This is a genomic window from Serratia sp. Ser99 (genome assembly GCF_024519545.1).
Lineage (GTDB): Bacteria > Pseudomonadota > Gammaproteobacteria > Enterobacterales > Enterobacteriaceae > Serratia > Serratia liquefaciens.
The window spans coordinates 55,697-80,319 of the sequence record NZ_JALJRT010000004.1 but is presented as its reverse complement, the minus strand read 5'-3'; the positions used below and the strand labels follow the sequence as shown (position 1 = coordinate 80,319).

At 55.0% G+C, this 24,623-nt stretch carries 27 protein-coding genes; 16 read left to right on the top strand and 11 right to left on the bottom strand.

Annotated features, from left to right (window positions below):
• The first annotated feature begins 67 nt into the window (after positions 1–67).
• Together cutC and NR114_RS10135 are read left to right on the top strand one after the other, a co-directional pair.
• Positions 68–826, top strand: coding sequence for a copper homeostasis protein CutC (gene cutC, locus NR114_RS10140; RefSeq protein WP_020827274.1), 759 nt, complete (start codon positions 68–70; stop codon positions 824–826).
• Between the two features lie 356 nt (positions 827–1,182).
• Entirely contained in the window at positions 1,183–1,680 is a 498-nt protein-coding gene (locus NR114_RS10135; protein WP_176983464.1) for a hypothetical protein, read from the top strand.
• 51 nt (positions 1,681–1,731) lie between these two features.
• Here the strand turns inward: NR114_RS10135 and cmoB are convergent, their stop codons facing one another.
• The 5 genes from cmoB to NR114_RS10110 form a co-directional block, all read right to left on the bottom strand.
• Positions 1,732–2,703 (bottom strand): tRNA 5-methoxyuridine(34)/uridine 5-oxyacetic acid(34) synthase CmoB, encoded by a 972-nt coding sequence (gene cmoB, locus NR114_RS10130; RefSeq protein ID WP_020827272.1) that lies wholly within the window; start codon positions 2,701–2,703, stop codon positions 1,732–1,734.
• The gene (cmoA, locus tag NR114_RS10125) at positions 2,700–3,443 is read right to left on the bottom strand and encodes a carboxy-S-adenosyl-L-methionine synthase CmoA (protein ID WP_046373343.1); all 744 of its coding nucleotides are present in this window, start codon (positions 3,441–3,443) and stop codon (positions 2,700–2,702) included. The genes cmoB and cmoA overlap by 4 nt, the downstream gene beginning before the upstream one ends.
• Positions 3,444–3,545: 102 nt before the next feature.
• On the bottom strand, positions 3,546–3,941 hold the full coding sequence (locus NR114_RS10120; RefSeq protein ID WP_020827270.1) for an MAPEG family protein: 396 nt from the start codon (positions 3,939–3,941) through the stop codon (positions 3,546–3,548).
• A 102-nt stretch (positions 3,942–4,043) separates the two neighbouring features.
• On the bottom strand, positions 4,044–4,859 hold the full coding sequence (locus NR114_RS10115) for a DUF72 domain-containing protein (protein WP_020827269.1): 816 nt from the start codon (positions 4,857–4,859) through the stop codon (positions 4,044–4,046).
• A gap of 74 nt (positions 4,860–4,933) precedes the next feature.
• Positions 4,934–5,512 carry a hydrolase gene (locus NR114_RS10110; RefSeq protein WP_046373345.1) on the bottom strand — a complete coding sequence of 193 codons (579 nt, stop codon included), beginning with the start codon at positions 5,510–5,512 and terminating at the stop codon, positions 4,934–4,936.
• Positions 5,513–5,714: 202 nt separating this feature from the next.
• Between NR114_RS10110 and NR114_RS10105 the strand changes: the two genes are divergently transcribed.
• The 7 genes from NR114_RS10105 to ruvB all read left to right on the top strand — a co-directional run bounded on the left by NR114_RS10105 (position 5,715) and on the right by ruvB (position 11,483).
• The gene (locus NR114_RS10105; RefSeq protein ID WP_020827267.1) at positions 5,715–5,942 is read left to right on the top strand and encodes an FmdB family zinc ribbon protein; all 228 of its coding nucleotides are present in this window, start codon (positions 5,715–5,717) and stop codon (positions 5,940–5,942) included.
• Positions 5,943–6,140: 198 nt separating this feature from the next.
• The gene (gene aspS / locus NR114_RS10100; RefSeq protein WP_020827266.1) at positions 6,141–7,931 is read left to right on the top strand and encodes an aspartate--tRNA ligase; all 1,791 of its coding nucleotides are present in this window, start codon (positions 6,141–6,143) and stop codon (positions 7,929–7,931) included.
• Positions 7,931–8,377 carry a dihydroneopterin triphosphate diphosphatase gene (nudB, locus tag NR114_RS10095; RefSeq protein ID WP_020827265.1) on the top strand — a complete coding sequence of 149 codons (447 nt, stop codon included), beginning with the start codon at positions 7,931–7,933 and terminating at the stop codon, positions 8,375–8,377. The genes aspS and nudB overlap by 1 nt, the downstream gene beginning before the upstream one ends.
• A 19-nt stretch (positions 8,378–8,396) precedes the next feature.
• Entirely contained in the window at positions 8,397–9,140 is a 744-nt protein-coding gene (locus NR114_RS10090; protein ID WP_020827264.1) for a YebC/PmpR family DNA-binding transcriptional regulator, read from the top strand.
• A 73-nt stretch (positions 9,141–9,213) separates the two neighbouring features.
• Positions 9,214–9,735: a crossover junction endodeoxyribonuclease RuvC gene (ruvC, locus tag NR114_RS10085; RefSeq protein ID WP_020827263.1), complete on the top strand. Its 522-nt coding sequence runs from the start codon at positions 9,214–9,216 to the stop codon at positions 9,733–9,735.
• A 108-nt stretch (positions 9,736–9,843) separates the two neighbouring features.
• On the top strand, positions 9,844–10,458 hold the full coding sequence (ruvA, locus tag NR114_RS10080; RefSeq protein WP_020827262.1) for a Holliday junction branch migration protein RuvA: 615 nt from the start codon (positions 9,844–9,846) through the stop codon (positions 10,456–10,458).
• A gap of 20 nt (positions 10,459–10,478) precedes the next feature.
• Complete coding sequence (gene ruvB / locus NR114_RS10075; RefSeq protein WP_020827261.1) at positions 10,479–11,483, top strand: Holliday junction branch migration DNA helicase RuvB; 1,005 nt, start codon at positions 10,479–10,481, stop codon at positions 11,481–11,483.
• Between the two features lie 69 nt (positions 11,484–11,552).
• Here the strand turns inward: ruvB and znuB are convergent, their stop codons facing one another.
• Together znuB and znuC are read right to left on the bottom strand one after the other, a co-directional pair.
• Positions 11,553–12,338, bottom strand: coding sequence for a zinc ABC transporter permease subunit ZnuB (znuB, locus tag NR114_RS10070; protein ID WP_020827260.1), 786 nt, complete (start codon positions 12,336–12,338; stop codon positions 11,553–11,555).
• Positions 12,335–13,093, bottom strand: coding sequence for a zinc ABC transporter ATP-binding protein ZnuC (znuC, locus tag NR114_RS10065; protein WP_020827259.1), 759 nt, complete (start codon positions 13,091–13,093; stop codon positions 12,335–12,337). The genes znuB and znuC overlap by 4 nt, the downstream gene beginning before the upstream one ends.
• 78 nt (positions 13,094–13,171) lie before the next feature.
• Between znuC and znuA the strand changes: the two genes are divergently transcribed.
• From znuA to lpxM, 3 genes are all read left to right on the top strand, one after another.
• Complete coding sequence (gene znuA / locus NR114_RS10060) at positions 13,172–14,137, top strand: zinc ABC transporter substrate-binding protein ZnuA (RefSeq protein WP_046373347.1); 966 nt, start codon at positions 13,172–13,174, stop codon at positions 14,135–14,137.
• 21 nt (positions 14,138–14,158) lie between these two features.
• Entirely contained in the window at positions 14,159–15,481 is a 1,323-nt protein-coding gene (gene mepM / locus NR114_RS10055) for a murein DD-endopeptidase MepM (protein WP_234530066.1), read from the top strand.
• A gap of 149 nt (positions 15,482–15,630) precedes the next feature.
• Entirely contained in the window at positions 15,631–16,599 is a 969-nt protein-coding gene (gene lpxM, locus NR114_RS10050; RefSeq protein WP_020827256.1) for a lauroyl-Kdo(2)-lipid IV(A) myristoyltransferase, read from the top strand.
• Positions 16,600–16,666: 67 nt separating this feature from the next.
• Here the strand turns inward: lpxM and NR114_RS10045 are convergent, their stop codons facing one another.
• From NR114_RS10045 to NR114_RS10035, 3 genes are all read right to left on the bottom strand, one after another.
• The gene (locus NR114_RS10045) at positions 16,667–17,551 is read right to left on the bottom strand and encodes a leucine-rich repeat domain-containing protein (protein ID WP_234530068.1); all 885 of its coding nucleotides are present in this window, start codon (positions 17,549–17,551) and stop codon (positions 16,667–16,669) included.
• A gap of 107 nt (positions 17,552–17,658) precedes the next feature.
• Positions 17,659–19,101 (bottom strand): pyruvate kinase, encoded by a 1,443-nt coding sequence (gene pyk, locus NR114_RS10040; RefSeq protein ID WP_020827254.1) that lies wholly within the window; start codon positions 19,099–19,101, stop codon positions 17,659–17,661.
• A 188-nt stretch (positions 19,102–19,289) separates the two neighbouring features.
• Positions 19,290–20,162, bottom strand: coding sequence for a MurR/RpiR family transcriptional regulator (locus NR114_RS10035; protein WP_020827253.1), 873 nt, complete (start codon positions 20,160–20,162; stop codon positions 19,290–19,292).
• Between the two features lie 417 nt (positions 20,163–20,579).
• On the opposite strand from NR114_RS10035, the gene zwf reads away from it, so the two are divergent.
• The 4 genes from zwf to mdtI all read left to right on the top strand — a co-directional run bounded on the left by zwf (position 20,580) and on the right by mdtI (position 24,101).
• Complete coding sequence (gene zwf / locus NR114_RS10030) at positions 20,580–22,055, top strand: glucose-6-phosphate dehydrogenase (RefSeq protein ID WP_020827252.1); 1,476 nt, start codon at positions 20,580–20,582, stop codon at positions 22,053–22,055.
• A gap of 154 nt (positions 22,056–22,209) precedes the next feature.
• On the top strand, positions 22,210–22,851 hold the full coding sequence (locus tag NR114_RS10025) for a bifunctional 4-hydroxy-2-oxoglutarate aldolase/2-dehydro-3-deoxy-phosphogluconate aldolase (protein WP_115058658.1): 642 nt from the start codon (positions 22,210–22,212) through the stop codon (positions 22,849–22,851).
• Between the two features lie 565 nt (positions 22,852–23,416).
• Positions 23,417–23,785, top strand: coding sequence for a multidrug/spermidine efflux SMR transporter subunit MdtJ (mdtJ, locus tag NR114_RS10020; RefSeq protein ID WP_020827250.1), 369 nt, complete (start codon positions 23,417–23,419; stop codon positions 23,783–23,785).
• Positions 23,772–24,101 carry a multidrug/spermidine efflux SMR transporter subunit MdtI gene (gene mdtI, locus NR114_RS10015; protein ID WP_020827249.1) on the top strand — a complete coding sequence of 110 codons (330 nt, stop codon included), beginning with the start codon at positions 23,772–23,774 and terminating at the stop codon, positions 24,099–24,101. The genes mdtJ and mdtI overlap by 14 nt, the downstream gene beginning before the upstream one ends.
• Before the next feature lie 50 nt (positions 24,102–24,151).
• Here mdtI and NR114_RS10010 read toward each other — a convergent pair whose 3' ends face one another.
• Positions 24,152–24,496: a RidA family protein gene (locus NR114_RS10010; RefSeq protein WP_020827248.1), complete on the bottom strand. Its 345-nt coding sequence runs from the start codon at positions 24,494–24,496 to the stop codon at positions 24,152–24,154.
• Between the last annotated feature and the right edge of the window lie 127 nt (positions 24,497–24,623).

The following is a 24,623-nucleotide window of genomic DNA, read 5'->3' as shown; positions in this document are numbered from 1 at the left end:
GAGCCTAAATGAGAAATTGAAAAATTAACAATGGCCGTCGCAAGTTAGCCGTCATCTGGGGGTGACAATGATTAAACTGGAAGTTTGCTGCTATAGCGTCGATTGCGCGCTGACGGCCGAGCGGGCAGGTGCCGATCGTATAGAGTTATGTGCCAGCCAAAGTGAGGGCGGCTTGACGCCAAGCTATGGCTCTTTACGTCTGGCACGCGACAGGATCGGTGTGCCGGTGCACCCTATTGTTCGTCCACGTGGTGGGGATTTTTGCTACGGTGCGGTGGATTTTGACGTGATCAAGCATGATATTGCCCAGATCCGCGATATGGGCTTTGCCGGTGTGGTGGTGGGCATGCTGGATGAAGAAGGGCATATCGATCTGCCGCGCATGCAAGAAGTGATGCGTTTGAGCGGTAATATGGCGGTGACGTTCCACCGCGCTTTCGACATGTGCCAAAATCCGCTGGTGGCGCTCGATCAACTGACGCAGTTGGGTGTGGCGCGGATACTCACCTCAGGCCAGCAGCAAAATGCGGAATTGGGATTGCCCTTACTGCGCGATCTGGTGCAGGCCAGCCAGGGACCGGTGATTATGGCCGGTGCCGGCGTGCGGCTCAGCAACCTGCACAAGTTTGTCGACATCGGTATTCAGGAGCTGCACAGTTCCTCCGGCCATGCGGTGCCTTCGACCATGCGCTATCGCAAAGCCGGTGTCACCATGTGTTCAGACAGCGAGTTTGACGAGTTCAGCCACTATTGCGTAGACGGCGATATGGTAGAGGCGATGAAAAACTCGTTGGCTCTGGTTGATCCCCTGGCGCAAAGCGCCTAAAACGCATTGCTAACCCGCAAGCCCCGGTTTTACTGCCGGGGCTTTTTTATTTCCATGATCCCCGACGCCCTTGTCCTGTCAGCGCTGGCACTGATGGCGTCCGATGACGGCACCATAACAAGTGCAATAACCTCTGTCGTCAGCCAGCTCGTATGGCTGCATAAAACACAGGGATTTGTACGGTTATGGAGGAGTCATGAAGTGTTATTTGATTTTGTTGTTGATGGCCTGTCTTGCATTGTCCGGCTGCGTCGCAGCTTATTACCGCTAAGGAGAGTGGAATGCGTTATCTGATGATTGTATCGCTGATTTGTTGTTTAAGTGCCTGCGCCTCTATGTATTACAGGTGAATGTCGATGAGAAGACTAACCGCTATTGCATTGCTGATGCTGACAGGTTGCGTGTCGGTGTATGGGCCGACAAAAGCCGGTAATCAATCCGCCGAGGGCACGACAGGTGATGCATCCGTTCCTTCCGCAGCCGATGACGGCAGCCTGATCGGTAACCGAAAACCGGATGAGCTGTTCACGCGCACCCTGGCCATTTTAAGCGCGAAAGGGATAACTCCAACGTTGACCGACAGTCGCCTTGGCGTTATCGGGGCTGCCGGGAGCGAGGCCGAACTGGCGGGACTTTATCTGGATTGCACCGACCAGGCGACCCCGTCAAATCTGACGGAGGAATATCGAATACTGGTGCAGATTTATAGCGCCGGGGAGGGAAGTCATGTCATGGTGCAGGTTAGCGGGGTTGCCGGGCTGACGGCTGCGGATGGCAATGACAAAGTGAAACCCTTTGAATGCAAATCCAGCGGCGTGCTGGAAAAGGACTTGCTGGAGGCCTGGCGAAAATAACGGGCGTAACGTCATCACCCCGATAGGTACGAGGTGATGACGTTTTTCACTTTAGGGCTTCCTGGCTACCAGTACGGCACGCAAGGGCGCGGGGTAGCCTTCGACGGTTTTGCTCGGGTCTTGTGGATCAAGGAATTCGGCCAGTGACTCACTGGTCATCCAATCGGTGCGGCGTTGCTCTTCGGTGCTGGTGACGCACATGTCGGCGATTTTAACGTCGACGAAACCGCACTTCTCCAGCCAGCATTTCAATGCTTCGGCTGACGGAATAAAGTAGACGTTACGCATTTGCGCGTAGCGGTCACCGGGTACCAGAACCTGATGGCGATCGCCTTCCACCACCAGCGTTTCCAATACCAGCTCACCTTCGGAAACCAACTGGTTTTTCAACTGATACAAATGGTCCAGCGGTGAGCGGCGATGGTACAGCACGCCCATTGAAAATACCGTGTCGAACGCGGCCAGCTCAGGCAGTTGCTCAATACCGAGCGGCAACAGGTGGGCGCGTTGATCGCCGCCCAACAGCTTGCGCACCGCTTCGAATTGGCACAGAAACAGCTGCATCGGATCTATGCCCACCGCCAGATGCGCACCCGCGCCAACCATGCGCCACAGGTGATAACCGCTGCCGCAGCCGACGTCGAGAATGGTGCGTCCAGCCAGCGGTGAAATGTGCGGTAATACGCGATCCCACTTCCAGTCGGAATGCCATTCGGTGTCGATATCGATGCCATACAATGAGAACGGGCCTTTGCGCCACGGCATCATGGTGCGCAGCATCTTTTCAATGCCTTCCAACTGGCCCGGCGACAAAGGGGGTTCCATTTCGGCACGGACGCCGTGCAACAAATCAAGCTGGGTGGGGGTCAGTGCCGGTAAATGTTCAACCGAATTAAACCACTGCTTGAATTTACCGTGTAGTGACTCGCGCTGCCAGGCGCTGAGCTGTGCCGGCAGGGTATCCAGCCAGTGGCTGAGGTTGCTTTTCGCGATGCGTTGATAAAAATCGCCAAACTCAATCATGCTGCGGCTCCCGCTTTCAACGCGATCAGTGAACCGAAGTTAAAGCACTGGAACCAGACTTCCGCATGCTCAAAACCGGCCTGTTTCAGACGGGCTTTGTGGGCGTCCACGGAGTCAGTCAGCATGACGTTTTCCAGCATGCTGCGCTTCTGGCTGATTTCCAGCTCGCTGTAACCGTTGGCACGTTTGAAATCGTGATGCATGTTGAACAGCAATTCGCCGACATCGGCATCTTCAAAGCTGAACTTCTCCGACAGCACCAGTGCGCCGCCAGGGCGCAGACCGCGGTAAACCTGTTCCAGCAGACGCAGGCGGTCGGCGGGTTCGAGGAATTGCAGGGTAAAGTTCAGGACTACCATCGAGGCGTTTTCGATGTTGATATCAAGGATATCGGCTTCGATAACGTCTACCGGGGTGTCGGCGCGGAAGGCATCAATATGACGGCGGCAGCGCTCGACCATGGCCGGAGAGTTGTCGACGGCGATGATGTTGCAACCCGCCACCTTGATATTCCGCCGCATCGACAGCGTGGCTGCACCCAGCGAACATCCCAGGTCGTAAACCCGACTGTCAGGCTGCACGAAACGCTCGGCCAGCATGCCAATCATGGAAATGATATTGGAATAGCCTGGAACGGAACGCTGGATCATGTCAGGGAACACTTCAGCGACGCGTTCGTCGAAGGTCCAGTCGCCCAATTTGGCGATCGGGGCAGAAAAAAGAGTATCGCGGTTTGGCATAGCGGAAAATCGGTTCAGAATTCGAAGGGGCGTATTCTAACAGATAATGACAAAAAGCGCAGCGGAAGCAGGCGGCGTAGCCGCCTGAGGACGAACAGGGGATTAATGCAGGCTAAAAATAAGATCCCATGGCAGATAGAAAATATTGGCCAGTACCATTAAAACCAGCGAAATGTAGGTGGCCGCCATGCCCGATCGACGCCAGCGCACCTCGCGGTTACGCAGACCATAGTAATGCACCAAACGGCCGGCCATCAGCATCAGACCGCAAATATGGATCATCCATATTTCAGCGCCGTTCATCTCCATGATCACCAACAGCACTGCGGCGATAGGAATGTATTCTACGGCATTGCCGTGAACGCGGATTGCAGTTTGCAGCTCATAAAAACCGCCGTCCCCGTAGGCGACACGGTATTGCATCCTTAACCTAACCACGTCATAAGAGAGTTTGATCAACAACAATGCGCCGAGCACTACATAAAGCGCGCTTACCATTTTTAACTCCATTCCCTAACCAAAACTGGCAGCCAGCATCATAGCCGCCATTGCAATCACTGTCGCGAGGAAAAATCTGATGTAATTGGTCAGATTAATCGGTCAAAACAGCGCATCCTGCTCCGGCCAGTCCGGTGGAGGAGGTAAATTCGGAATAGCCTGATACAGCTGCTGCCAGATTTTCTGTGCCTGCTGGGGGGAATCACCATTATCCGGCGTATGTATAAACAGAAAAGGTTGGTGCTGTTGCTGCCAAACGGGCAATTTCTGCTGCCAGGCGTCGAACCAGCGCAGGTTATCTTGCAGCACATCGCCGCCGATGAAACGTACCAGCGGATTGTTGGCGGTGACCAGAGCATGCACCGGCAGCTTGGGCTTTTTCTGCTGGGCATCGCGCACGGCGGCGCTGTTGGGCAGGGCGTGATGCACCGGCCGGCTGTCGAGGATCACCCGGTTGATACCCCGCTGGTGTAACCCCTGATTCAGCAGCAGCTCTTCCTCGCCTTTGTCGAAAAACGCCGGATGCCGCACTTCCACGCCATAGGTAAACTCTTTCGGCAAAGCGTCGAAGAACTGCCACATCGCCGGTAATTCCGCCGGGCCGAACGCCGCTGGCAATTGCAGCCACAGCTGGCCTATGCGCTGATGCACCGGACCCAGGCAGTGGTAAAATGCCTGCAGATCGGCGGCGCAATTACGCAGTGCAGCCTGATGGCTGACGGTGGCGGGGAACTTGAAACAGAAGCGAAAATCATCGGTGGTCATATCGCGCCAGCGCTGGACTATTTCCAGTTTGGGTAACGCGTAGAAGGTGGTATTGCCTTCCACGCAGTTAAAATAGCGGCTGTAATCCGCCAGATCGCGCAGCCCGATACGATTCCAGGCCGGGTGTTGCCACTGTGGGAGTCCGATATACATCAAGCTTGCATCTTCCTTAATTTTCCCTGCCAGTCAAAGGTGGGCGCAGCAGGCTGCGCCCCTACAAGTTAGCGTTACTGGTCGAGTGCGGCAACAATTTCGCGGGTGCTGCGAACACGTGCCAACCGCGGGAAGATATTATCGAAAGCAAACTGGTGCATTTCAGCATTTTGCGCACTGCAGAGATCTTCGGCTATCACTAACTCGTAGCCGTGTTCCCAGGCCGCGCGAGCCGTAGATTCCACGCCAATATTGGTGGAGATACCGCCCAGCACCACCGATTTAATGCCACGGCGACGCAGTTGCAAGTCAAGATCGGTGCCGTAAAACGCACCCCATTGGCGCTTGGTCACCAGAATGTCGCGGTCGCTCACCGCCAGGGATTCCGGGAATTCCCACCAGTTGGCAGGCAATCCGCCGGCAGGGGCGGGAGACGGCTTGTCCACCGGCTGTTTCAGCGCTTCGGCGAAAGAGTCGGACCAGCCGACGCGTACCAGGATCACCGGTGCCCCCAGCGAACGGAAATGTGCCGCCAACTGCGCGCCATTGGCCACCACGCTTTCGGCGCTGTGTGGGCCACCGGCGAAGGGCAGGATGCCGTTTTGCAAATCAATTAACACCAGTGCGGTGGTGTGAGCATCAAGTTTCAACATGGAAATATCTCGTGACAAGGTGGATGAAATACGCGCAGCTTAGATAGCGCGCTAAACAAGCATCGATTCAGGCTACGTGAAAAAAGCATCACCGGTTAATGAGAAATTTGTTAATCAATGTGTTACTTCGGGCAAAAACACACCATTTAGTGCTGCAACAAAGCTGTGTTCGCACTTATCTGGCGCATGAATTTCCTTTATAATGATCGCCTTTTTTCAGCTCACTTTACTCCAACGACCTATGCCGATTTATGAATATGCATGTGGTGCTTGCAGCCACCGGTTAGAGAAGTTGCAAAAATTTTCCGATGCGCCGCTGACGGATTGTCCGGCGTGTAGGCAGCCCGCGTTAACCAAGCTGATTTCTTCCACCGGTTTCCAGTTAAAGGGTACCGGTTGGTATGCAACCGACTTCAAACCGGGCAAGTAAATATACCCTATAGCTTTCGAGTCGCAGCCAGCCAGCTATCTCACCCCTGGCGCCTACTTGAGTAAGTCACTGGGGTGAGAGAGTGCAGATAACAACGCTGCAACTTGAAAGATGACGGGTATTGAGTTCATCAGAAAACAGCCGCGTGGCAGGCGCCAAAAGCACGCGCGGCATCGGCTTAAGCCAAAAGGATAGCGTATGCGTACTGAATATTGCGGGCAGTTGAATCTGTCTCACGTGGGCCAGGAAGTCACTTTGTGTGGTTGGGTCAACCGTCGTCGCGATCTGGGCGGCCTGATCTTTATTGATATGCGCGACCGCGAAGGCATCGTGCAGGTGTTCTTCGATCCGGACCAGAAGGCCGCGTTCGACAAGGCGTACGACCTGCGCAATGAATTCTGCATCCAGATCGTCGGCACCGTGCGTGCCCGTCCGGACAGCCAGATCAATAAAGATATGGCTACCGGTGAAGTAGAAGTGTTCGCCCATGCACTGGAGATCATCAACCGCTCCGAGCCACTGCCGCTGGATTCCAACCAGGTCAACACCGAAGAAGCGCGCCTGAAATACCGCTACCTGGATTTGCGTCGCCCGGAAATGGCAGATCGCCTGAAAACCCGTGCCAAAATCACCAGCTTTGTGCGCCGCTTTATGGACAGCCACGGTTTCCTCGATATCGAAACCCCGATGCTGACCAAAGCCACGCCGGAAGGCGCCCGTGACTATCTGGTCCCGAGCCGCGTACATAAAGGCAAGTTCTATGCGTTGCCGCAATCTCCGCAGCTGTTCAAACAGCTGTTGATGATGTCCGGTTTCGACCGCTACTACCAAATCGTCAAATGCTTCCGCGACGAAGACCTGCGTGCCGACCGTCAGCCTGAATTTACCCAGATCGACGTGGAAACCTCTTTCATGACCGCCGATCAGGTGCGTGAAGTGATGGAGAAACTGGCGCGTGAACTGTGGCTGGACGTGAAGGGCGTAGATCTGGGTGATTTCCCGGTCATGACCTTCGAAGAAGCCATGCGTCGCTATGGCTCGGACAAGCCGGACCTGCGTAACCCACTGGAGTTGGTGGACGTTGCCGATCTGGTGAAGGACGTGGAATTCAAGGTGTTCTCCGGCCCGGCTAACGATGCCAAAGGCCGCGTTGCCGCGATCTGTGTACCTGGTGGTGCGCAGCTGACCCGTAAGCTGATCGATGAGTACGGCGCTTTCGTTAACATCTATGGTGCCAAAGGCCTGGCCTGGCTGAAGGTCAATGACCGCGCCGCCGGCATGGAAGGCGTACAGAGCCCGATTGCTAAATTCCTCAGCGCAGAAGTGCTGGAAGCAATTCTGGCGCGTACCAACGCGCAGAGCGGCGACATTCTGTTCTTCGGCGCCGACAGCTTCAAGATTGTCACCGATGCGATGGGCGCGCTGCGTCTGAAGCTGGGCCGTGATTTGGAACTGACCAAGCTGGACAGCTGGGCACCGCTGTGGGTCGTGGACTTCCCGATGTTCGAAGAAGACGGCGAAGGTGGTCTGGCAGCGATGCACCACCCGTTCACCGCACCGCGCGATATGAGCCCGGAAGAGCTGGCCAACACGCCAATCAATGCCATCGCCAACGCCTACGACATGGTGATTAACGGCTACGAAGTGGGTGGCGGTTCCGTGCGTATTCACCGTAGCGAAATGCAGCAGACGGTATTCAGCATTCTGGGTATTAACGAACACGAGCAACGCGAAAAATTCGGTTTCCTGTTGGACGCGTTGAAGTACGGTACGCCGCCGCACGCCGGTTTGGCTTTCGGTCTGGACCGTCTGGTGATGCTGCTGACCGGCACCGACAACATTCGTGACGTGATCGCCTTCCCGAAAACCACCGCTGCGGCCTGCTTGATGACCGAAGCACCAAGCTTCGCGAACCCGGCGTCGTTGCAGGAGCTGGCAATCAGCGTGGTAAAGAAAGCGACTGACGATTCAAATGTAGAGAACCAGTAATGAACTACAAGCGTCCCGAGTCTATTCTGGTAGTGATTTATGCCAAATCCAGTGGTCGGGTGCTGATGTTACAGCGGCGCGATGATACCGAATTCTGGCAGTCGGTGACCGGCAGCCTGGAGGAAGATGAGTCGCCGCCGCATGCCGCACGGCGTGAGGTCATGGAAGAAGTCGGCATCGATATCGAAGCAGAGAAACTGCCGTTGTTCGATTGCCAGCGCTGTGTGGAGTTTGAACTCTTTGTCCATTTGCGACATCGCTATGCTCCGGGAACCACGCGCAATAAAGAGCACTGGTTCTGTCTGGCTTTGCCTGAAGAGCGCGATCCGGTGATTACCGAGCATCACGCCTACCAGTGGCTTGAGGCGGCGGAAGCCGTGAAGTTGACCAAGTCCTGGAGCAATCAGCAGGCGATTGAAGAGTTTGTGATTAATTCAGTCCAGTAATTTTTTTCGGAGATTTTTTATGGCAGGTCATAGTAAGTGGGCCAACACAAAGCACCGTAAAGCAGCGCAGGATTCCAAGCGCGGTAAAATTTTCACCAAAATTATTCGCGAGCTGGTGACCGCCGCGAAACTGGGCGGTGGCGATCCGGGGGCTAACCCGCGTCTGCGTGCGGCGATCGACAAGGCGCTGTCCAACAACATGACGCGCGACACCCTGAACCGTGCCATCGCGCGTGGGGTAGGCGGTGATGATGATACCAATATGGAAACCATCATTTATGAAGGCTACGGTCCGGGCGGCACTGCCGTCATGATCGAGTGCCTGAGTGACAACCGTAACCGTACCGTGGCGGAAGTGCGTCATGCCTTCACCAAGTGTGGCGGTAACCTCGGCACCGACGGCTCCGTGGCTTACCTGTTCACCAAGAAGGGCGTGATCACTTACGCAGCGGGCCTGGATGAAGACGTGGTGATGGAAGCTGCGCTGGAAGCCGGTGCTGAAGATATCGTCAGCTACGACGATGGCGTTATCGACGTCTTCACCGCTTGGGAAAACCTGGGTGAAGTGAAAGACGCGCTGACCGCTGCCGGTTTCACCGCCGAGTCGGCAGAAGTTTCCATGATCCCATCGACCAAAGCCGATATGGATGAAGAAACCGCGCCTAAGCTGCTGCGCCTGATCGACATGCTGGAAGACTGCGACGACGTGCAGGAGGTTTACCACAACGGTGAGATCTCCGACGAGGTTGCTGCGACGCTGTAATGGGGTTGAAGTACGGCGCTGTCTTGTGGCAGCGCCTGGCGAAGTTAATGCTTAACGCAAGGTGGGTGTAGGGATGACGATCATACTCGGTATCGATCCCGGATCGCGCGTCACCGGTTACGGCCTGATTCGTCAGCAGGGCCGCCAGTTGAGCTATATTGCCAGCGGTTGTATTCGTACCGTAGTGGATGACATGCCGACGCGCTTAAAGCTGATTTACGCGGGCGTCAGTGAAATCATTACCCAGTTTAAACCAGACTTTTTCGCTATTGAACAGGTGTTTATGGCGAAAAACCCGGATTCGGCGCTCAAACTTGGGCAGGCGCGCGGCGTGGCTATTGTTGCTGCCGTGAACCAGAATTTGGAAGTGTTTGAGTATGCGGCACGTCAGGTGAAACAAACGGTGGTCGGTACCGGCGCGGCCGAAAAAGCACAGGTGCAGCATATGGTGCGCTCGCTGCTTAAGCTGTCGGCCAATCCCCAGGCCGATGCTGCCGATGCGCTGGCGATCGCCATTACCCACTGTCACCTCAGCCAAAACGTGCTGCGGATGAGCGAAGGGCGATTGAACCTGGCGCGTGGACGTTTAAAGTAACGCTTAATCAGTTCCGAGGCTGGATATTCATCCAGCCTTTTTTATGTTATAAGCTTTAGCAGCACGGCATGGCAGAAGGTCATGCTCAGGAATTTAGCAGGAGGGTAAATGATAGGTCGTCTCAGAGGTTATATTCTGGAAAAGCAACCGCCACTGGTATTACTGGAGGCAAACGGCGTGGGCTATGAAGTGCATATGCCGATGACCTGCTTTTATGAACTGCCCGAGCTGGGGCAAGAGGCTATCGTGTTTACCCAATTTGTGGTGCGCGAAGATGCCCAACTGCTGTATGGCTTCAACGATAAACAAGAGCGCGCGCTGTTTCGCGAACTGATTAAAGTGAACGGCGTTGGCCCTAAGCTGGCGCTGGCCATTCTGTCCGGCATGTCAGCGCAGCAGTTTGTCAGCGCGGTTGAGCGTGAAGAGATCACGTCGCTGATAAAATTGCCGGGCGTAGGCAAGAAAACCGCAGAGCGCCTGGTGGTCGAAATGAAAGACCGCTTCAAAGGGCTTAATGGCGATCTGTTTAACAGCAGCAGCGAAATCACGCTTCCAGCCACAGCGGCGAAAGCGGCCGAACTGGATGCGGAAGCCGAAGCGGCCTCTGCGCTGGTGGCGCTGGGCTACAAACCGCAGGAGGCCAGTCGCATGGTCAGTAAAATCGCCAAGCCGGGTGCAGATTGCGAAACCCTGATCCGCGACGCGCTGCGTGCCGCGCTGTAAGCGCCGATAAGGGGTAGAGAATGATTGAAGCCGATCGCCTGATTTCTGCCGAGCCGATCAATGAAGAAGAAATTCTTGATCGCGCCATCCGGCCGAAGCTGCTGACGGAGTATGTCGGTCAGCCGCATGTCCGCGAGCAGATGGAAATCTTTATTCAGGCTGCCAAGCAGCGTGGCGACGCTCTGGACCATTTGCTGATCTTCGGCCCACCCGGGTTGGGGAAAACCACGCTGGCCAACATCGTTGCCAATGAAATGGGCGTTAACCTGCGCACCACCTCCGGGCCGGTGCTGGAAAAGGCGGGCGATCTGGCGGCGATGCTGACCAACCTGGAACCGCACGACGTTCTTTTTATCGATGAAATCCACCGTCTGTCTCCGGTAGTGGAAGAAGTGCTGTATCCGGCGATGGAAGATTATCAACTGGATATCATGATCGGTGAAGGCCCAGCAGCACGCTCGATCAAACTCGATTTGCCGCCGTTCACGCTGGTGGGGGCAACCACCCGCGCCGGTTCCCTGACTTCGCCACTGCGCGATCGCTTCGGCATTGTGCAGCGTCTGGAGTTTTATCAGGTTGCCGATCTGCAGCACATCGTTTCACGCAGCGCTAACTGTCTGGGGCTGGATCTGTCGGACGAGGGCGCACATGAAGTGGCTCGCCGTGCGCGCGGTACACCGCGTATCGCCAACCGTTTGCTGCGTCGGGTACGCGATTTTGCCGAAGTCCGCGCCAATGGCGTGATCAATGGCGAGGTGGCGATGCAGGCGCTGGATATGTTGAACGTTGACGCCGAAGGCTTCGATTACATGGACCGCAAACTGTTGCTGGCGATAATCGACAAGTTCACCGGCGGCCCTGTGGGCCTGGATAACCTGGCGGCAGCGATCGGCGAGGAAAGGGAAACTATCGAGGACGTGATCGAGCCGTTTCTGATCCAGCAAGGTTTCATCCAACGCACGCCGCGCGGGCGCATGGCCACCAATCATGCCTATAAGCACTTTGGCATGGTGCGCGAAGAGTAAATATTACGCCGTAATCCGCATTAAAAAGGGCCGCTAATTGCGGCCCTTTTGCTATCTGCGAAAGGGAGGTCAGGCTTGCTGCTTCCTGGATAAGCTAAGGACGAACAGCACCGCCGCACTCAGTACCACCGATGGGCCGGCCGGGGTATCGTAAAATGCCGAGAAGGCCAATCCACCGGTCACTGCCAGCACACCCACCAGCACCGCGTAGGCGGCCATTTGCTCAGGGGTTCGGGCGAAGCGCCGTGCGGTAGCGGCCGGAATGATCAGCAGTGAGGTGATGATCAGCGCGCCGACGAATTTCATCGCCAGACCAATGGTCAGGGCGGTAACCAGCATCAGTACGGTACGAGCACGGACCAGATTGACCCCGTCAACATGTGCCAACTCTGGGCTGACGGTCATCGACAGCAGGTTGCGCCACTGCCACCACAGGATCAACAGCACGACGCTGACCCCAATGGCAATCATCCAGATATCGGTGAAGGTGACCGACAGCAGATCGCCAAACAGATAGGCCATCAGATCGACCCGCACGTTGGACATCAGCGCCACCACCACCAACCCCAACGACAGTGCACTGTGCGCCATAATACCGAGCAGGGTGTCAACGGAAAGTTGCGGACGACGCTCCAGCCACACCAGCACCAGCGCCAGCACCAGCGTCACGGCAATCACCGCATAGAAAGGATTCACGTCCAGCAGCAGCCCGAAGGCCACACCCAGCAAAGAGGCGTGTGCCAGAGTATCGCCGAAATAGGACATCCGGCGCCAGACTACAAAGGAGCCCAATGGACCGGCGGCGGCGGCCAACAATACCCCGGCCAGCCAGCCGGGTAATAACAGTTCGATCATGCCTCACGGCCCCCGGTTTTCTTCAACACAATTCGTCCTTGCAGGTCGTGACGGTGATTATGGTGGTGACGATAGACCGCCAATTGCTCCGCACCGCGGTTGCCGAACATGGCGATAAATTCAGGATGCATCGAGACCACTTCCGGTGCGCCGGAACAGCAGATGTGTTGATTGAGGCACAGCACTTCATCGGTTTTCGCCATCACCAGATGCAGGTCATGGGAGACCATCAGAACCGCGCAACCCAGTTCTTTGCGCAGTTGGTCGATAAGATCGTACAGCGCCAGTTGGCCGTTGACGTCAACCCCTTGCGTTGGCTCATCCAGCACCAGCAGCTGCGGTTTGTTCAGCAGCGCCCGCGCGAGCAGTACGCGCTGATTCTCGCCGCCTGAGAGTTTTTGCATCGGCTGATCGAGCAGGTGCGCTGCGTGCACGCGTTTCAGCGCGGGCAGAATATCGGCTTTCTTGACGCCGGGTTTCAGGCGCATAAAGCGGCTTACGGTGAGTGGCAGGGTGGCGTCGAGGTGCAGTTTTTGCGGCACGTAACCGATACGCAGACCCGGTTCGCGTTCCAGCGTACCTTCCGTTGGCGCAACCAGCCCGAGTACCACGCGCACCAGCGTGGATTTGCCCGCGCCGTTTGGGCCGAGCAGCGTCAGAATACGGCCCGGTTGAAGGCTGAGCGAAATATTCGACAGCACCTTACGGTTACCAAAGGAGACGGAGATATTTTTTAGCGTTGTCAGTGTGGACATCTCATGATTACATTTTGCAGAACTAACCGGATGTTATAATATCACGCCTCGCTGATGAAAACGACGGGATTACTGATAATGGCACATAAAAATAAATGGCTGCAGCGCACGTTGCTGGCTAGCGCACTGATGATGGCCGGACCACTGAGCAGCGCCTCTGCGGCGGTAGTGACATCCATTCGCCCACTGGGCTTTATCGCCTCCGCTATCGCCGATGGCGTAACGCCGACCGAGGTGCTGCTGCCGGATGGCGCCTCGCCGCACGATTTCGCCTTGCGACCTTCTGATATCCAACGCCTGCGTGCCGCCGATCTGGTGGTGTGGGTAGGCCCGGATATGGAAGCTTTTCTGACCAAATCCCTAACGCCGGTGTCGGCTAATCGTCAATTGGCCATCAGCGAACTGAGCGGAGTAAAACCGCTGTTGATGAAGGGCGAAGACGACGATCATGAGCATGAACACGACCATGATCATGCAACGGATGCGCATAATCATGCCGATCACGATGAGGGCGATGGGCACCATCATGGCGAATATAACATGCACGTTTGGCTGTCTCCGGAAGTGGCAAAAGTGACCGCGATCGCGATTCACGACAGGTTATTGGAACTTATGCCACAGAATAAGGACAAATTAGACGCAAACCTGCGCCAGTTCGAGAATCTACTGACGCAAACTGACAAAAATGTTGGTAACATGCTCAAGCCTGTGCAAGGCAAAGGATATTTTGTTTTTCATGATGCTTACGGCTATTTTGAGAAACATTTCGGTTTGAGCCCGCTGGGCCATTTCACCGTGAATCCCGAAATCCAACCTGGAGCACAGCGCTTACACCAAATTCGAACACAGTTGGTTGAGCAGAAAGCAGTCTGCGTTTTTGCTGAGCCACAATTCAGGCCGGCCGTAATCAATGCCGTTGCCAAAGGGACCAAAGTGCGTTCTGGAACGCTGGACCCGCTGGGCACCGGCATCGCACTGGGGAAAGACAGCTACGGGAACTTCCTGACTCAGCTGTCAAACCAGTACGTGAGCTGCCTGAAGTAAAGATTATGAGGATAAAATCGAGTGCAGCAGATAGTCCGAACTATCGCTCTGGCGTATAACAATCTGCCACGGCCCCACCGCGTCATGCTGGGGTCGCTGACAGTGGTTACATTGGCCGTTGCCGTCTGGCGGCCTTTTGTTTATCACCCAGAACATAACCCCATCGTTAAAAGCATTGAGTTAGAATCCAGCCAGTTACGCTCCTTGCTGCCAGAAGCCAGCGAACCGATCGATCTCGACCAAGCCACCCCCGATGATGACATCCCACAGGATGAGCTGGACCAGAAGGTCGCCGGCGAGGATGGCGTGCATGAATATGTTGTTTCTACCGGTGATACGCTGAGCAGCATTCTGACCCAATACGGCATAGATATGTCGGATGTCACGTTGTTGGCATCGCAAAACCGCGATCTGCGTAATCTGAAAATTGGCCAGCAGCTGTCATGGACGGTGAACGATGCCGGCGATCTGCAGCGTTTGACCTGGGAAGTTTCCCGGCGTGAAACCCGCACCTATGACCGCGTAGGTAACAACTTCAAAGAAACCCAGGAGTCGCAGCAGGGCGAATGGCGCAACAATGTGATCAGCGGCCGGCTGAACGGCAGTTTCGTCAGCAGCGCCGGCGATGCCGGTCTGAGCCGTGCTGAAATCAATGCGGTGATCAAAGCGCTGCAGTGGCAGTTGGATTTCCGCAAACTGCGCAAAGGGGATCAATTCTCGGTACTGATGTCCCGCGAACACTTTGACGGCAAGAGCGCACAAAGTCAGCTGCTGGGTGTGCGTATGCGCACCGGCGGCAAAGACTATTACGCCATCCGTGCCGAAGACGGTAAATTCTACGATCGTCAGGGCTCGGGCCTGGCGCGCGGCTTTATGCGTTTCCCAACCATGAAGCAGTTCCGCATCTCTTCAAACTTCAACCCACGCCGTGTGAATCCGGTCACCGGGCGCATTGCGCCGCACAAAGGCGTCGACTTCGCGATGCCGGTCGGTACTCCGGTGCTGGCAGTGGGCGACGGTGAAGTGTTGATCGCCAAACGCAGCGGTGCCGCGGGCAACTACGTGGCCATCCGCCATGGTCGCCAGTACACCACGCGTTATATGCACCTGAAAAAGCTGTTGGTTAAGCCAGGCCAGAAGGTGAAACGGGGTGATCGCATCGCGCTATCCGGTAACACCGGGCGCTCAACCGGCCCGCATCTGCACTTCGAAATGTGGACCAACCAGCAGGCGGTCAACCCGCTGACGGCGAAACTGCCGCGTTCAGAAGGGCTAAGCGGTAAAGATCGCAGCGATTATCTGGCGCAGGTGAAAGAAGTGGTGCCTCAGCTGCAGCTGGATTGATCCCTTTGCCCCGGCGCGTTACCGCGCCAGTGATTCCATCGGCCTGATTACGGGCCGATGTTGTTTTATATTGGTGCTTCGCCGTTGTGAATTGCAAAATCACCCTTTGCAATTATGATTAGCCGAACCGCTATGTTAAGAGCTTGTGCATGCAAAACGAGAAAAAATCGAACCTAGAGTTCATTCCGCAATTTCAGAAAGCCTTTTACCATCCGCGCTACTGGGGCGTTTGGCTGGGAACCGGGTTAATGGCCGGTATTTCACTGGTGCCTGCACGTCTGCGCGATCCTGTGCTCGGCGCCGTGGGTAAACTGGCCGGCAAGGTGGCAAAAGGCGCTCGACGTCGTGCGCGCATCAACCTGTTGTACTGCCTGCCTGAGCTGCCCGAAAACGAGCGTGAACATATCATCGACGAGATGTTCGCCACCGCACCGCAATCGATGATCTTGATGGCGGAGCTGGCCTGTACCCAACCTGAGAAAGTGTTGAAGCGCGTTCGCTGGCACGGTGAAGAGGTGCTGGATAAAATCCGTGAAGAAGGGCGTAACGTGATTTTCCTGGTACCACACGGGTGGGCGGTGGATGTTCCGGCGATGCTGATGGCAGCTCGTGGTCAGCCGATGGCGGCGATGTTCCATAACCAAAGCAACCCACTGGTCGATTATCTGTGGAACACCGTACGTCGCAAGTTCGGCGGTCGCATGCACGCGCGCAATGACGGCATCAAGCCGTTTATCAGTTCTGTGCGTCAGGGGTATTGGGGCTATTATCTGCCGGACCAGGATCACGGAGCAGAACACAGCGAATTCGTGGATTTCTTTGCGACCTATAAAGCGACGCTGCCTGCGGTCGGGCGTCTGATGAAGGTCTGTCGTGCGGCCATTGTGCCGCTGTTCCCGGTGTATGACGGTAAAACCAGCATGCTGGATATCCATATACGACCGCCGATGGACGACCTGGCGACGGCCGACGATCGCACCATTGCCCGCCGGATGAATGAAGAAGTGGAGAATCTGGTAGGTCCCAACCCGGAACAGTACACCTGGATCCTCAAGCTGCTGAAAACGCGCAAAGAAGGGGAAATCGAACCCTATTCACGCGACGATTTATACCGCTAAGCTCAGTTTTGGCGTCAGGCAAGGGTCAGTCATCTGCGGGTGACTGGCCCTTGCTGTTTCTGACGGTTCAAATATGCACCAGACAACCTTGGGCAATCAGCGGCTCCAGCACGGCAGGCATTTCGGTAAAGTTGTTCCAGCGCAGATCCAACCTCTCTAACTGGGTTAACTCGGCCAGGCTGTCAGGCAGGGCGCTTAGGCGGTTAGCGCGCAGATCCAACGTGGTTAGTGCCTTAAGCTGACCAAAAGACGTCGGTAGCTGTTGCAGGCGGTTGGTTCTGAGGTTGAGGTGAGTCAGGTTGGCCAGCCGACCCAAAGTGGTTGGCAGCTGGCTGATAGCGTTATTTTCCACATCCATCACCCTCAGCGCAGAGAGTTGGGCTATTTGCTCTGGTAGTGCAACCAGACGATTATTCATCAGGTGCAGTTCCCGCAGGGCGGTCAACTGGCCGAACGTCTCAGGCAACGAGGCAATCTGGTTATTGTAAAGCCGCAGTTCCTGCAGCGCGCCGAGTTGCACGATTGCCGTAGGCAATTCGCTCAGTTGGTTATCTGTCGCATTCAAATACCGCAGTTTATGTAACCGCCCCAGTTCGAGGGGCAGATCGCGAAAGGCGTTATCGCTGAGGTATAAATAAGTCAGTTCACGCAGCTCACCGATCCCAGCCGGTATCTGGTTGGCCTGGTTATGGCCGCAATCGAGCATGGCCAGCTGTTTCAACAGGCCTATTTCAGTTGGCAGTTCGCTGAGTTGGTTGCAAGAGATGTTCAACACCTGCAGATCGGCATGCTGCAAAATCTGCCGTGGGAATTGCCGAAGCCGATTGTTATACAGACTGATTTTTAGCAGTGAGTTGCCTTTTAGACAGGTATCGTCCAGATTTTCCAGCCCCTGACCGTCCAGATCCAGACTTTGTGCCGTGCGGTTTTGCTGTGGGTGTTGATGAAGCATCGAAGCCTCTCCGTTTGCCATGGTGGCGACAGGAGACGAGTTTAACAGGGGGAAAGGGCGGTGCGGGAAAAAATGCCGGCCGCGTTAACGGCCGGCGGCAGGACAGATTACTCGACGCGCAGAATACGGCTGGTGTTGGTGGTGCCAACAGTTTCCATCACGTCACCCTGGGTGACGATCACCAGGTCACCCGAGACCAGGAAGCCTTTATCACGCAGGCGGTTAACCGCGTCATTGGCGGCGATAACACCGTCGTTATGGCTGTCGAAGTACACCGGGGTCACGCCGCGATAGAGTGCGGTCAGGTTCAGCGTGTGTTCATGGCGCGACATGGCGAAGATAGGCAGGCCGGAGCTGATGCGTGACATCATCAGTGCGGTACGGCCGGATTCGGTCATGGCAATCAGCGCGGTAACACCTTTCAGGTGGTTGGCTGCGTACATTGAAGACATGGCGATAGCCTCTTCAATGTTGTCGAACTGTACGTCCAGGCGGTGCTTGGAGACATTGATGCTTGGGATCTTCTCCGCGCCCAGGCAAACGCGCGCCATTGCGGCTACGGTTTCGGCCGGGTATTGACCCGCGGCAGTTTCGGCAGACAGCATCACGGCGTCGGTGCCATCCAGCACGGCGTTCGCCACGTCCATTACTTCGGCGCGGGTCGGCATCGGGTTGGTGATCATCGACTCCATCATCTGGGTCGCGGTGATCACGGCACGGTTCAGGGTGCGAGCACGGCGGATCAGCTTTTTCTGAATGCCGACCAGCTCAGGATCGCCGATTTCGACGCCCAGATCGCCACGGGCAACCATCACTACGTCGGAGGCCAGAATGATGTCATCCATGGCTTCGTCGCTGCAGACGGCTTCGGCACGCTCAACCTTGGAAACGATCTTGGCGTGACAGCCAGCATCGCGCGCCAGACGGCGGGCATAGTTCAGATCTTCGCCGGTGCGCGGGAAGGAAACCGCCAGATAATCGACGCCGATTTTTGCTGCGGTGACGATATCGGCCTTGTCTTTCTCGGTAAGGGCTTCTGCGGACAGGCCGCCACCCAGTTTGTTAATGCCTTTGTTGTTGGACAGCGGGCCGCCAACGGTCACTTCGGTAAAGACTTTCATGCCCTGAACTTCGAGCACTTTCAACTGTACGCGGCCGTCGTCCAGCAGCAGTACGTCGCCCGGCACCACGTCGGCAGGCAGGCCTTTATAGTCGATACCGACCTTTTCTTTATCGCCTTCGCCCTTGGCCATGTTGGCATCGAGCAGGAATTTATCACCGATGTTAAGGAAGATTTTGCCTTCCTTAAAGGTGGAAACACGAATTTTCGGCCCTTGCAGGTCACCCAGAATAGCGACGTGACGTCCCAACTTGGCAGCGATTTCGCGCACTTTGTCGGCGCGAGCCTGATGATCTTCTGCCGTGCCGTGGGAAAAGTTTAGCCGAACTACGTTTGCGCCTGCGGCAATGATCTTTTCCAGATTATTGTCGCGGTCAGTAGCCGGACCCAGGGTGGTAACAATTTTGGTTCTTCTGAGCCGTCTGGACATGTATTACTCCGTTGACTGGTGAAGCAAATTATTGGTGTTGCGATAACGTCGGATAACGAAACCTGGAGTGAAATGTAATTTTACTACACTGATGTTTCACTTGGGTTACCCGCATGAGCGTTTTAACAGGGTACTGCCTCTAATGCCGCCGTCCAGATGATCTTGAACGACAGGTTTTTTCACATCGGTTACGAGTCGAAATTGTTGGGGATAACGACACCCTTATCAAAGCGCGATTCTTTCAACGCTTCCTTGACCCGCTTCAAGTTATCTCTGAATTTGGCCCCTCTGCGCAAGGTAAATCCGGTGGCGAGCACGTCTATGAGCGTTAATTGCGCAATTCGTGACACCATCGGCATATAAACGTCGGTATCTTCGGGAACATCAAGCAACAACGCCAGGGTTGCCTCGTGCGCCAGAGGGGTATCGCGTGAGGTGATGGCGATAACCGTGGCGTCGTTTTCACGCGCCAGCTGCGCCATTTCCACCAGGTTTTTGGTACGACCGGTGTGGGAGATTAACACCACTACGTCCCCTTCGCTGGAATTCATGCAGCCCATACGTTGCATGACGATATCGTCGAAGTAGACCACCGGGATATTAAAGCGAAAAAATTTGTTCATCGCGTCGTGAGCGACCGCCGCAGAGGCCCCCAAACCGAAGAAAGAGATTTTTTTTGCCTGGGTAAGTAGATCAACCGCACGATTGATTGCGGCAATATCCAAATTTGCCTTTACTGTATCCAGACTGGCCATCACCGATTCGAATATTTTACCGGTATAGGCATCGACGCTGTCATCTTCCTCCACGTTACGGTTTACGTACGGAGTGCCATTGGCCAGGCTTTGGGCAAGATGCAGTTTGAAATCGGGGAAGCCTTTGGTATCGAGACGGCGACAAAAACGGTTGACGGTGGGTTCGCTGACGTCTGCCATTCTGGCCAGCGTCGCGATACTGGAGTGGATGGCGGTCTGCGGGGAGGCCAGGATCACCTCAGCGACTTTCCGTTCAGATTTGCTCAGCAGCTCCAGATGACTCTGGATTTTTTCCAGCGTATTCATATAACGAGGGTCACTCATGGTTTATACCCGTCGCATTTCAAGCTACAGCGGGGTGATGGCAGTTGCTATAACTTGAAATCCATAGGGTATGTCGATTTCAATCAAAGGAGAAATCAATGCCGGTTTAATGGAAATATACTACGTGCTGGTAACCGTTGGCAGTGTCGACAGAGGGTATGCAGGCTTTTTTCATCAGAACATGACCTGTGTCTAACTTTCATAATGGTAAAAGAGCATCAAAAAAGACAGAAAATTACAGTTTTTGGCTCGGGCACCTACGTTTAGAGTCGGTAGCACTTAACACTGCATTTTCTGGGGCTTTTTTTCTACTTTTGATCCGGGTTTACTGGCCGTAGTCAAAGAGAGTACATTAGTAATGTAAGAAAATTACAAATATCCTGCAACGAGGAGATGAACATGGCGGTAACCTCTACAGCCCAGGCGTGTGACCTGGTTATTTTCGGCGCGAAAGGCGATTTGGCGCGTCGTAAGCTGTTGCCTTCCCTGTACCAGTTAGAGAAAGCCGGTCATATCCATCCGGATACCCGCATCATCGGCGTCGGCCGTGCCGAGTGGGATAAAGAAGCCTATATCAAGGTGGTCAAGGAAGCGCTTGGCACCTTTATGAAAGAAAAACTGGATGACGAGCTCTGGGCGACGCTGAGTGCGCGCCTGGATTTCTGCAACCTGGATGTGAACGACAGCAAGAATTTTACCAAATTGGGTAAAATGCTGGACCAGAAACATCGCACCACTATTAACTACTTTGCCATGCCACCAAGCACCTTTGGCGCGATTTGCAAAGGGTTGGGCGAAGCCAAGTTGAACCACGAGCCGGCGCGCGTGGTAATGGAAAAACCGCTAGGCACCGATCTGGCTTCTTCACGCGTGATCAACGATCAGGTCGCGGAATATTTCAACGAGAGCCAGGTTTATCGTATCGACCATTATCTCGGCAAAGAGACGGTACTGAACCTGCTGGCGCTGCGCTTCGCCAACTCGTTGTTCGCCTCCAACTGGGATAACCGCACCATCGACTCCGTACAGATCACCGTAGCGGAAGAGGTGGGTATTGAAGGGCGCTGGGGCTACTTTGACCAGGCCGGTCAGATGCGCGACATGATCCAGAACCACCTGTTGCAAATCCTGACCATGATTGCCATGTCGCCACCGGCGGACCTGACGACTGACCGTATTCGCGACGAGAAAGTGAAGGTACTGCGTTCACTGCGCCGCATCGATCAGACCAATGTACGTGAAACCACGGTGCGTGGTCAGTACACTGCTGGCTTCGTGCAGGGCAAAAAGGTGCCGGGTTATCTGGAAGAGGAAGGGGCGAATAAAAGCAGCAATACTGAAACCTTCGTCTCAATCCGCGTTGATATCGACAACTGGCAGTGGGCCGGCGTGCCATTCTACCTGCGTACCGGTAAGCGTCTGCCGACCAAATGTTCTGAAGTGGTGGTCTACTTCAAGAACCCGCCGTTGAACCTGTTCAGCGATTCTTACCAGCAGTTGCCGCAGAACAAACTGACCATTCGTCTGCAGCCGGATGAAGGCATCGAAATTCAGGTGTTGAACAAGGTGCCGGGTCTGGATCACAAGCACCGTCTGCAAACCACCAAGCTGGATCTGAGTTTCTCCGAAACCTTCAACCAGGAGCATGTGGCTGACGCCTATGAGCGTCTGTTGCTGGAAACCATGCGTGGCATCCAGGCGCTGTTCGTGCGCCGCGACGAAGTGGAAGAAGCCTGGAAGTGGGTTGACTCCATTATGGACGCGTGGAAAGCGGATAACGAGGCACCTAAGCCGTACCAATCCGGCACCTGGGGCCCGGTCGCTTCAGTGGCGATGATCACCCGTGACGGCCGTTCCTGGAACGAGTTCGAGTAATCACCCTGCCGGCAGCTTATCTGCCGGCATTTTTTTGCCCGCAGTACCGGGGCGCAACATCACTTGGGGTACGGCCGGACGCCTGCGCTTTAATGCGTGGGGCCCTGTGGCAGGGGCGTGCCATTGATAACCCGTAAGTAATGGAGAAGTAACGATGAAAAACTGGAAAACCAGCGCAGAACAGATCCTGACCGCAGGCCCGGTGGTTCCGGTGATAGTGATCAACAAGCTGGAACATGCGGTGCCGCTGGCCAAGGCGCTGGTAGCCGGTGGTGTGCGCGTGCTGGAAGTCACATTGCGCACCGACTGCGCCATGGAGGCAATCCGCGCTATCGCGGCAGAGGTGCCGGAGGCAATTATCGGTGCCGGTACGGTGATTAACCCGCAGCAGTTGCAGGCAGTGACCGAGGCCGGTGCGCAATTCGCTATCAGCCCCGGCCTGACGGACGCGCTGTTGAAGGCCGCAACCGCAGGCACGATTCCATTGATTCCGGGTATTAGCACTGTTTCAGAGCTGATGCTGGGTATGGATCACGGGCTGCGTGAGTTCAAATTCTTCCCGGCGGAAGCCAACGGTGGCGTGAAGGCATTACAGGCGATCGGCGGCCCATTCCCGCAGGTGCGTTTTTGCCCGACCGGGGGCATCACGCCAAACAACTACCGTGATTACCTGGCGCTGAAAAGCGTGTTGTGTATCGGCGGTTCCTGGTTGGTTCCGGCCGATGCGTTGGAAAAGGGCGACTACGCTCGCATCACCGAACTGGCACGTACCGCGGTCAGCGGCGCTGCGGTCTAACCCGCGCCGCGTCTGGGTTTGACGATTATTTGCCCGCACCACGCTAAGCGAAGGCTCAACGACGTGTTGAGCCTTTTTTTATTTTTAAATTACTTAACTTTCTTATTTTTAAACTTTTTTTTATTCGTTTTTGTGAAAACGGCGGTTTGCTTTCTTTTTTTGGCTATGGTACAACTATCGCAGTTGAAAATTTTACTTGATGAGGATATTGGGCAAATCGCACTCCGTGTAACAAGATAATGTGCGGCTGAGAATAGAGAATAATTATGATGACAACTAATGGAATTACCCTCAGAACCTCTACTTGCCAGCTTTTCCTGTCTGCCATCCTTGCCAGTGAGCATCACTGGTGCAGCGAGCTATAGCGTCTTTCTCCCTTAACCGGTGCTGGTGACAGGCTCAGTCCTCCGTCATTCCGCGTAGCCGGGCAAACTTCTTTATTACGTTTGGGTCAGTTTATCCCCAGGGATCTCTGCGTCGTCAGCGCCTCGTTGCGCCTGTCTGACGAGATAAATCGGGATAAATATGCCTTAGCGTGCGTTATTCGCCGTTTGGGAGAGAAATTATGATTTATTGGATCTTTTTAGGCTTGGCCATCGTGGCCGAAATTATCGGTACCCTGTCCATGAAATACGCCAGCGTGAGCGGCGGCATGACCGGTCACATTGTGATGTATGTGATGATCACTGCATCATACGTCATGCTGTCATTGGCGATTAAACGCGTTGCCCTTGGCGTTGCTTACGCGCTGTGGGAAGGGATCGGTATCCTGTTTATTACCTTGTTCAGCGTATTGTGGTTCGATGAGCCCATCTCGACCTTGAAGGTGCTGGGTCTGGTGACGTTGATCGCCGGGATCTTGTTGGTGAAGTCCGGTACCCGCAAACCACGAAAACAGGCCAGCCCGCGAGGTGACAACCATGCAACAGCTTGAGTTGTACCACATTGGGTTCTTGGGACTGGCGATTGTGTTGGAAATTGTCGCCAACATCTTCCTGAAGATGTCAGACGGTTTCCGTAAAATCTGGTTAGGCCTGCTGTCATTGCTGTCGGTGCTGGGGGCGTTCAGTGCTCTGGCACAGGCGGTGAAGGGGATAGACCTGTCGGTGGCTTATGCATTGTGGGGTGGTTTCGGTATTGCCGCGACAATCGCCGCCGGCTGGATCCTGTTCGGTCAGCGCCTGAATGCCAAAGGCTGGATTGGTTTGGTGTTGTTGCTGGCAGGTATGGTGATCATCAAGCTGGCTTAAGCAGCAGATAAAAATAAAACCGCAGGCGTTATCGTCTGCGGTTTTTTCGTTTATACCGCAGCAATAATTTTGATTTCGACCTTGTACTTCGGATTCATCAATTTGGCTTGCACGGTGCAGCGCACCGGCGCGCTACCCGCAACTACCCAGGCATCCCAGGCGGCGTTCATGGCAGCAAAATCGGCATCGTCGGCCAGAAAAATGGTGGCGTCCAGCACCCGGCTTTTATCTGACCCAACGCGCGCCAGGATCACGTCAATTGCTGCCAGGGCGTTCGCGGTCTGGGCAGTAGCGTCATCATCCAGGTTTTCCGGCACGCTGGTGTAATAGACGGTGTCGTTGTGAACGACGGCTTCGGACCAACGTTTGTCTGGATCAATTCGTTCAATATTCATTCAATTATCTCCATATCATCATCGCGTTAAGGGTAACACAGCCATCGGCAGAAATGTGTGACGATAAAGTCGGTGGTAGCCGTGCGGCAGGATAGGCATAATTAACGCTGAATTACATCGGCAGAGA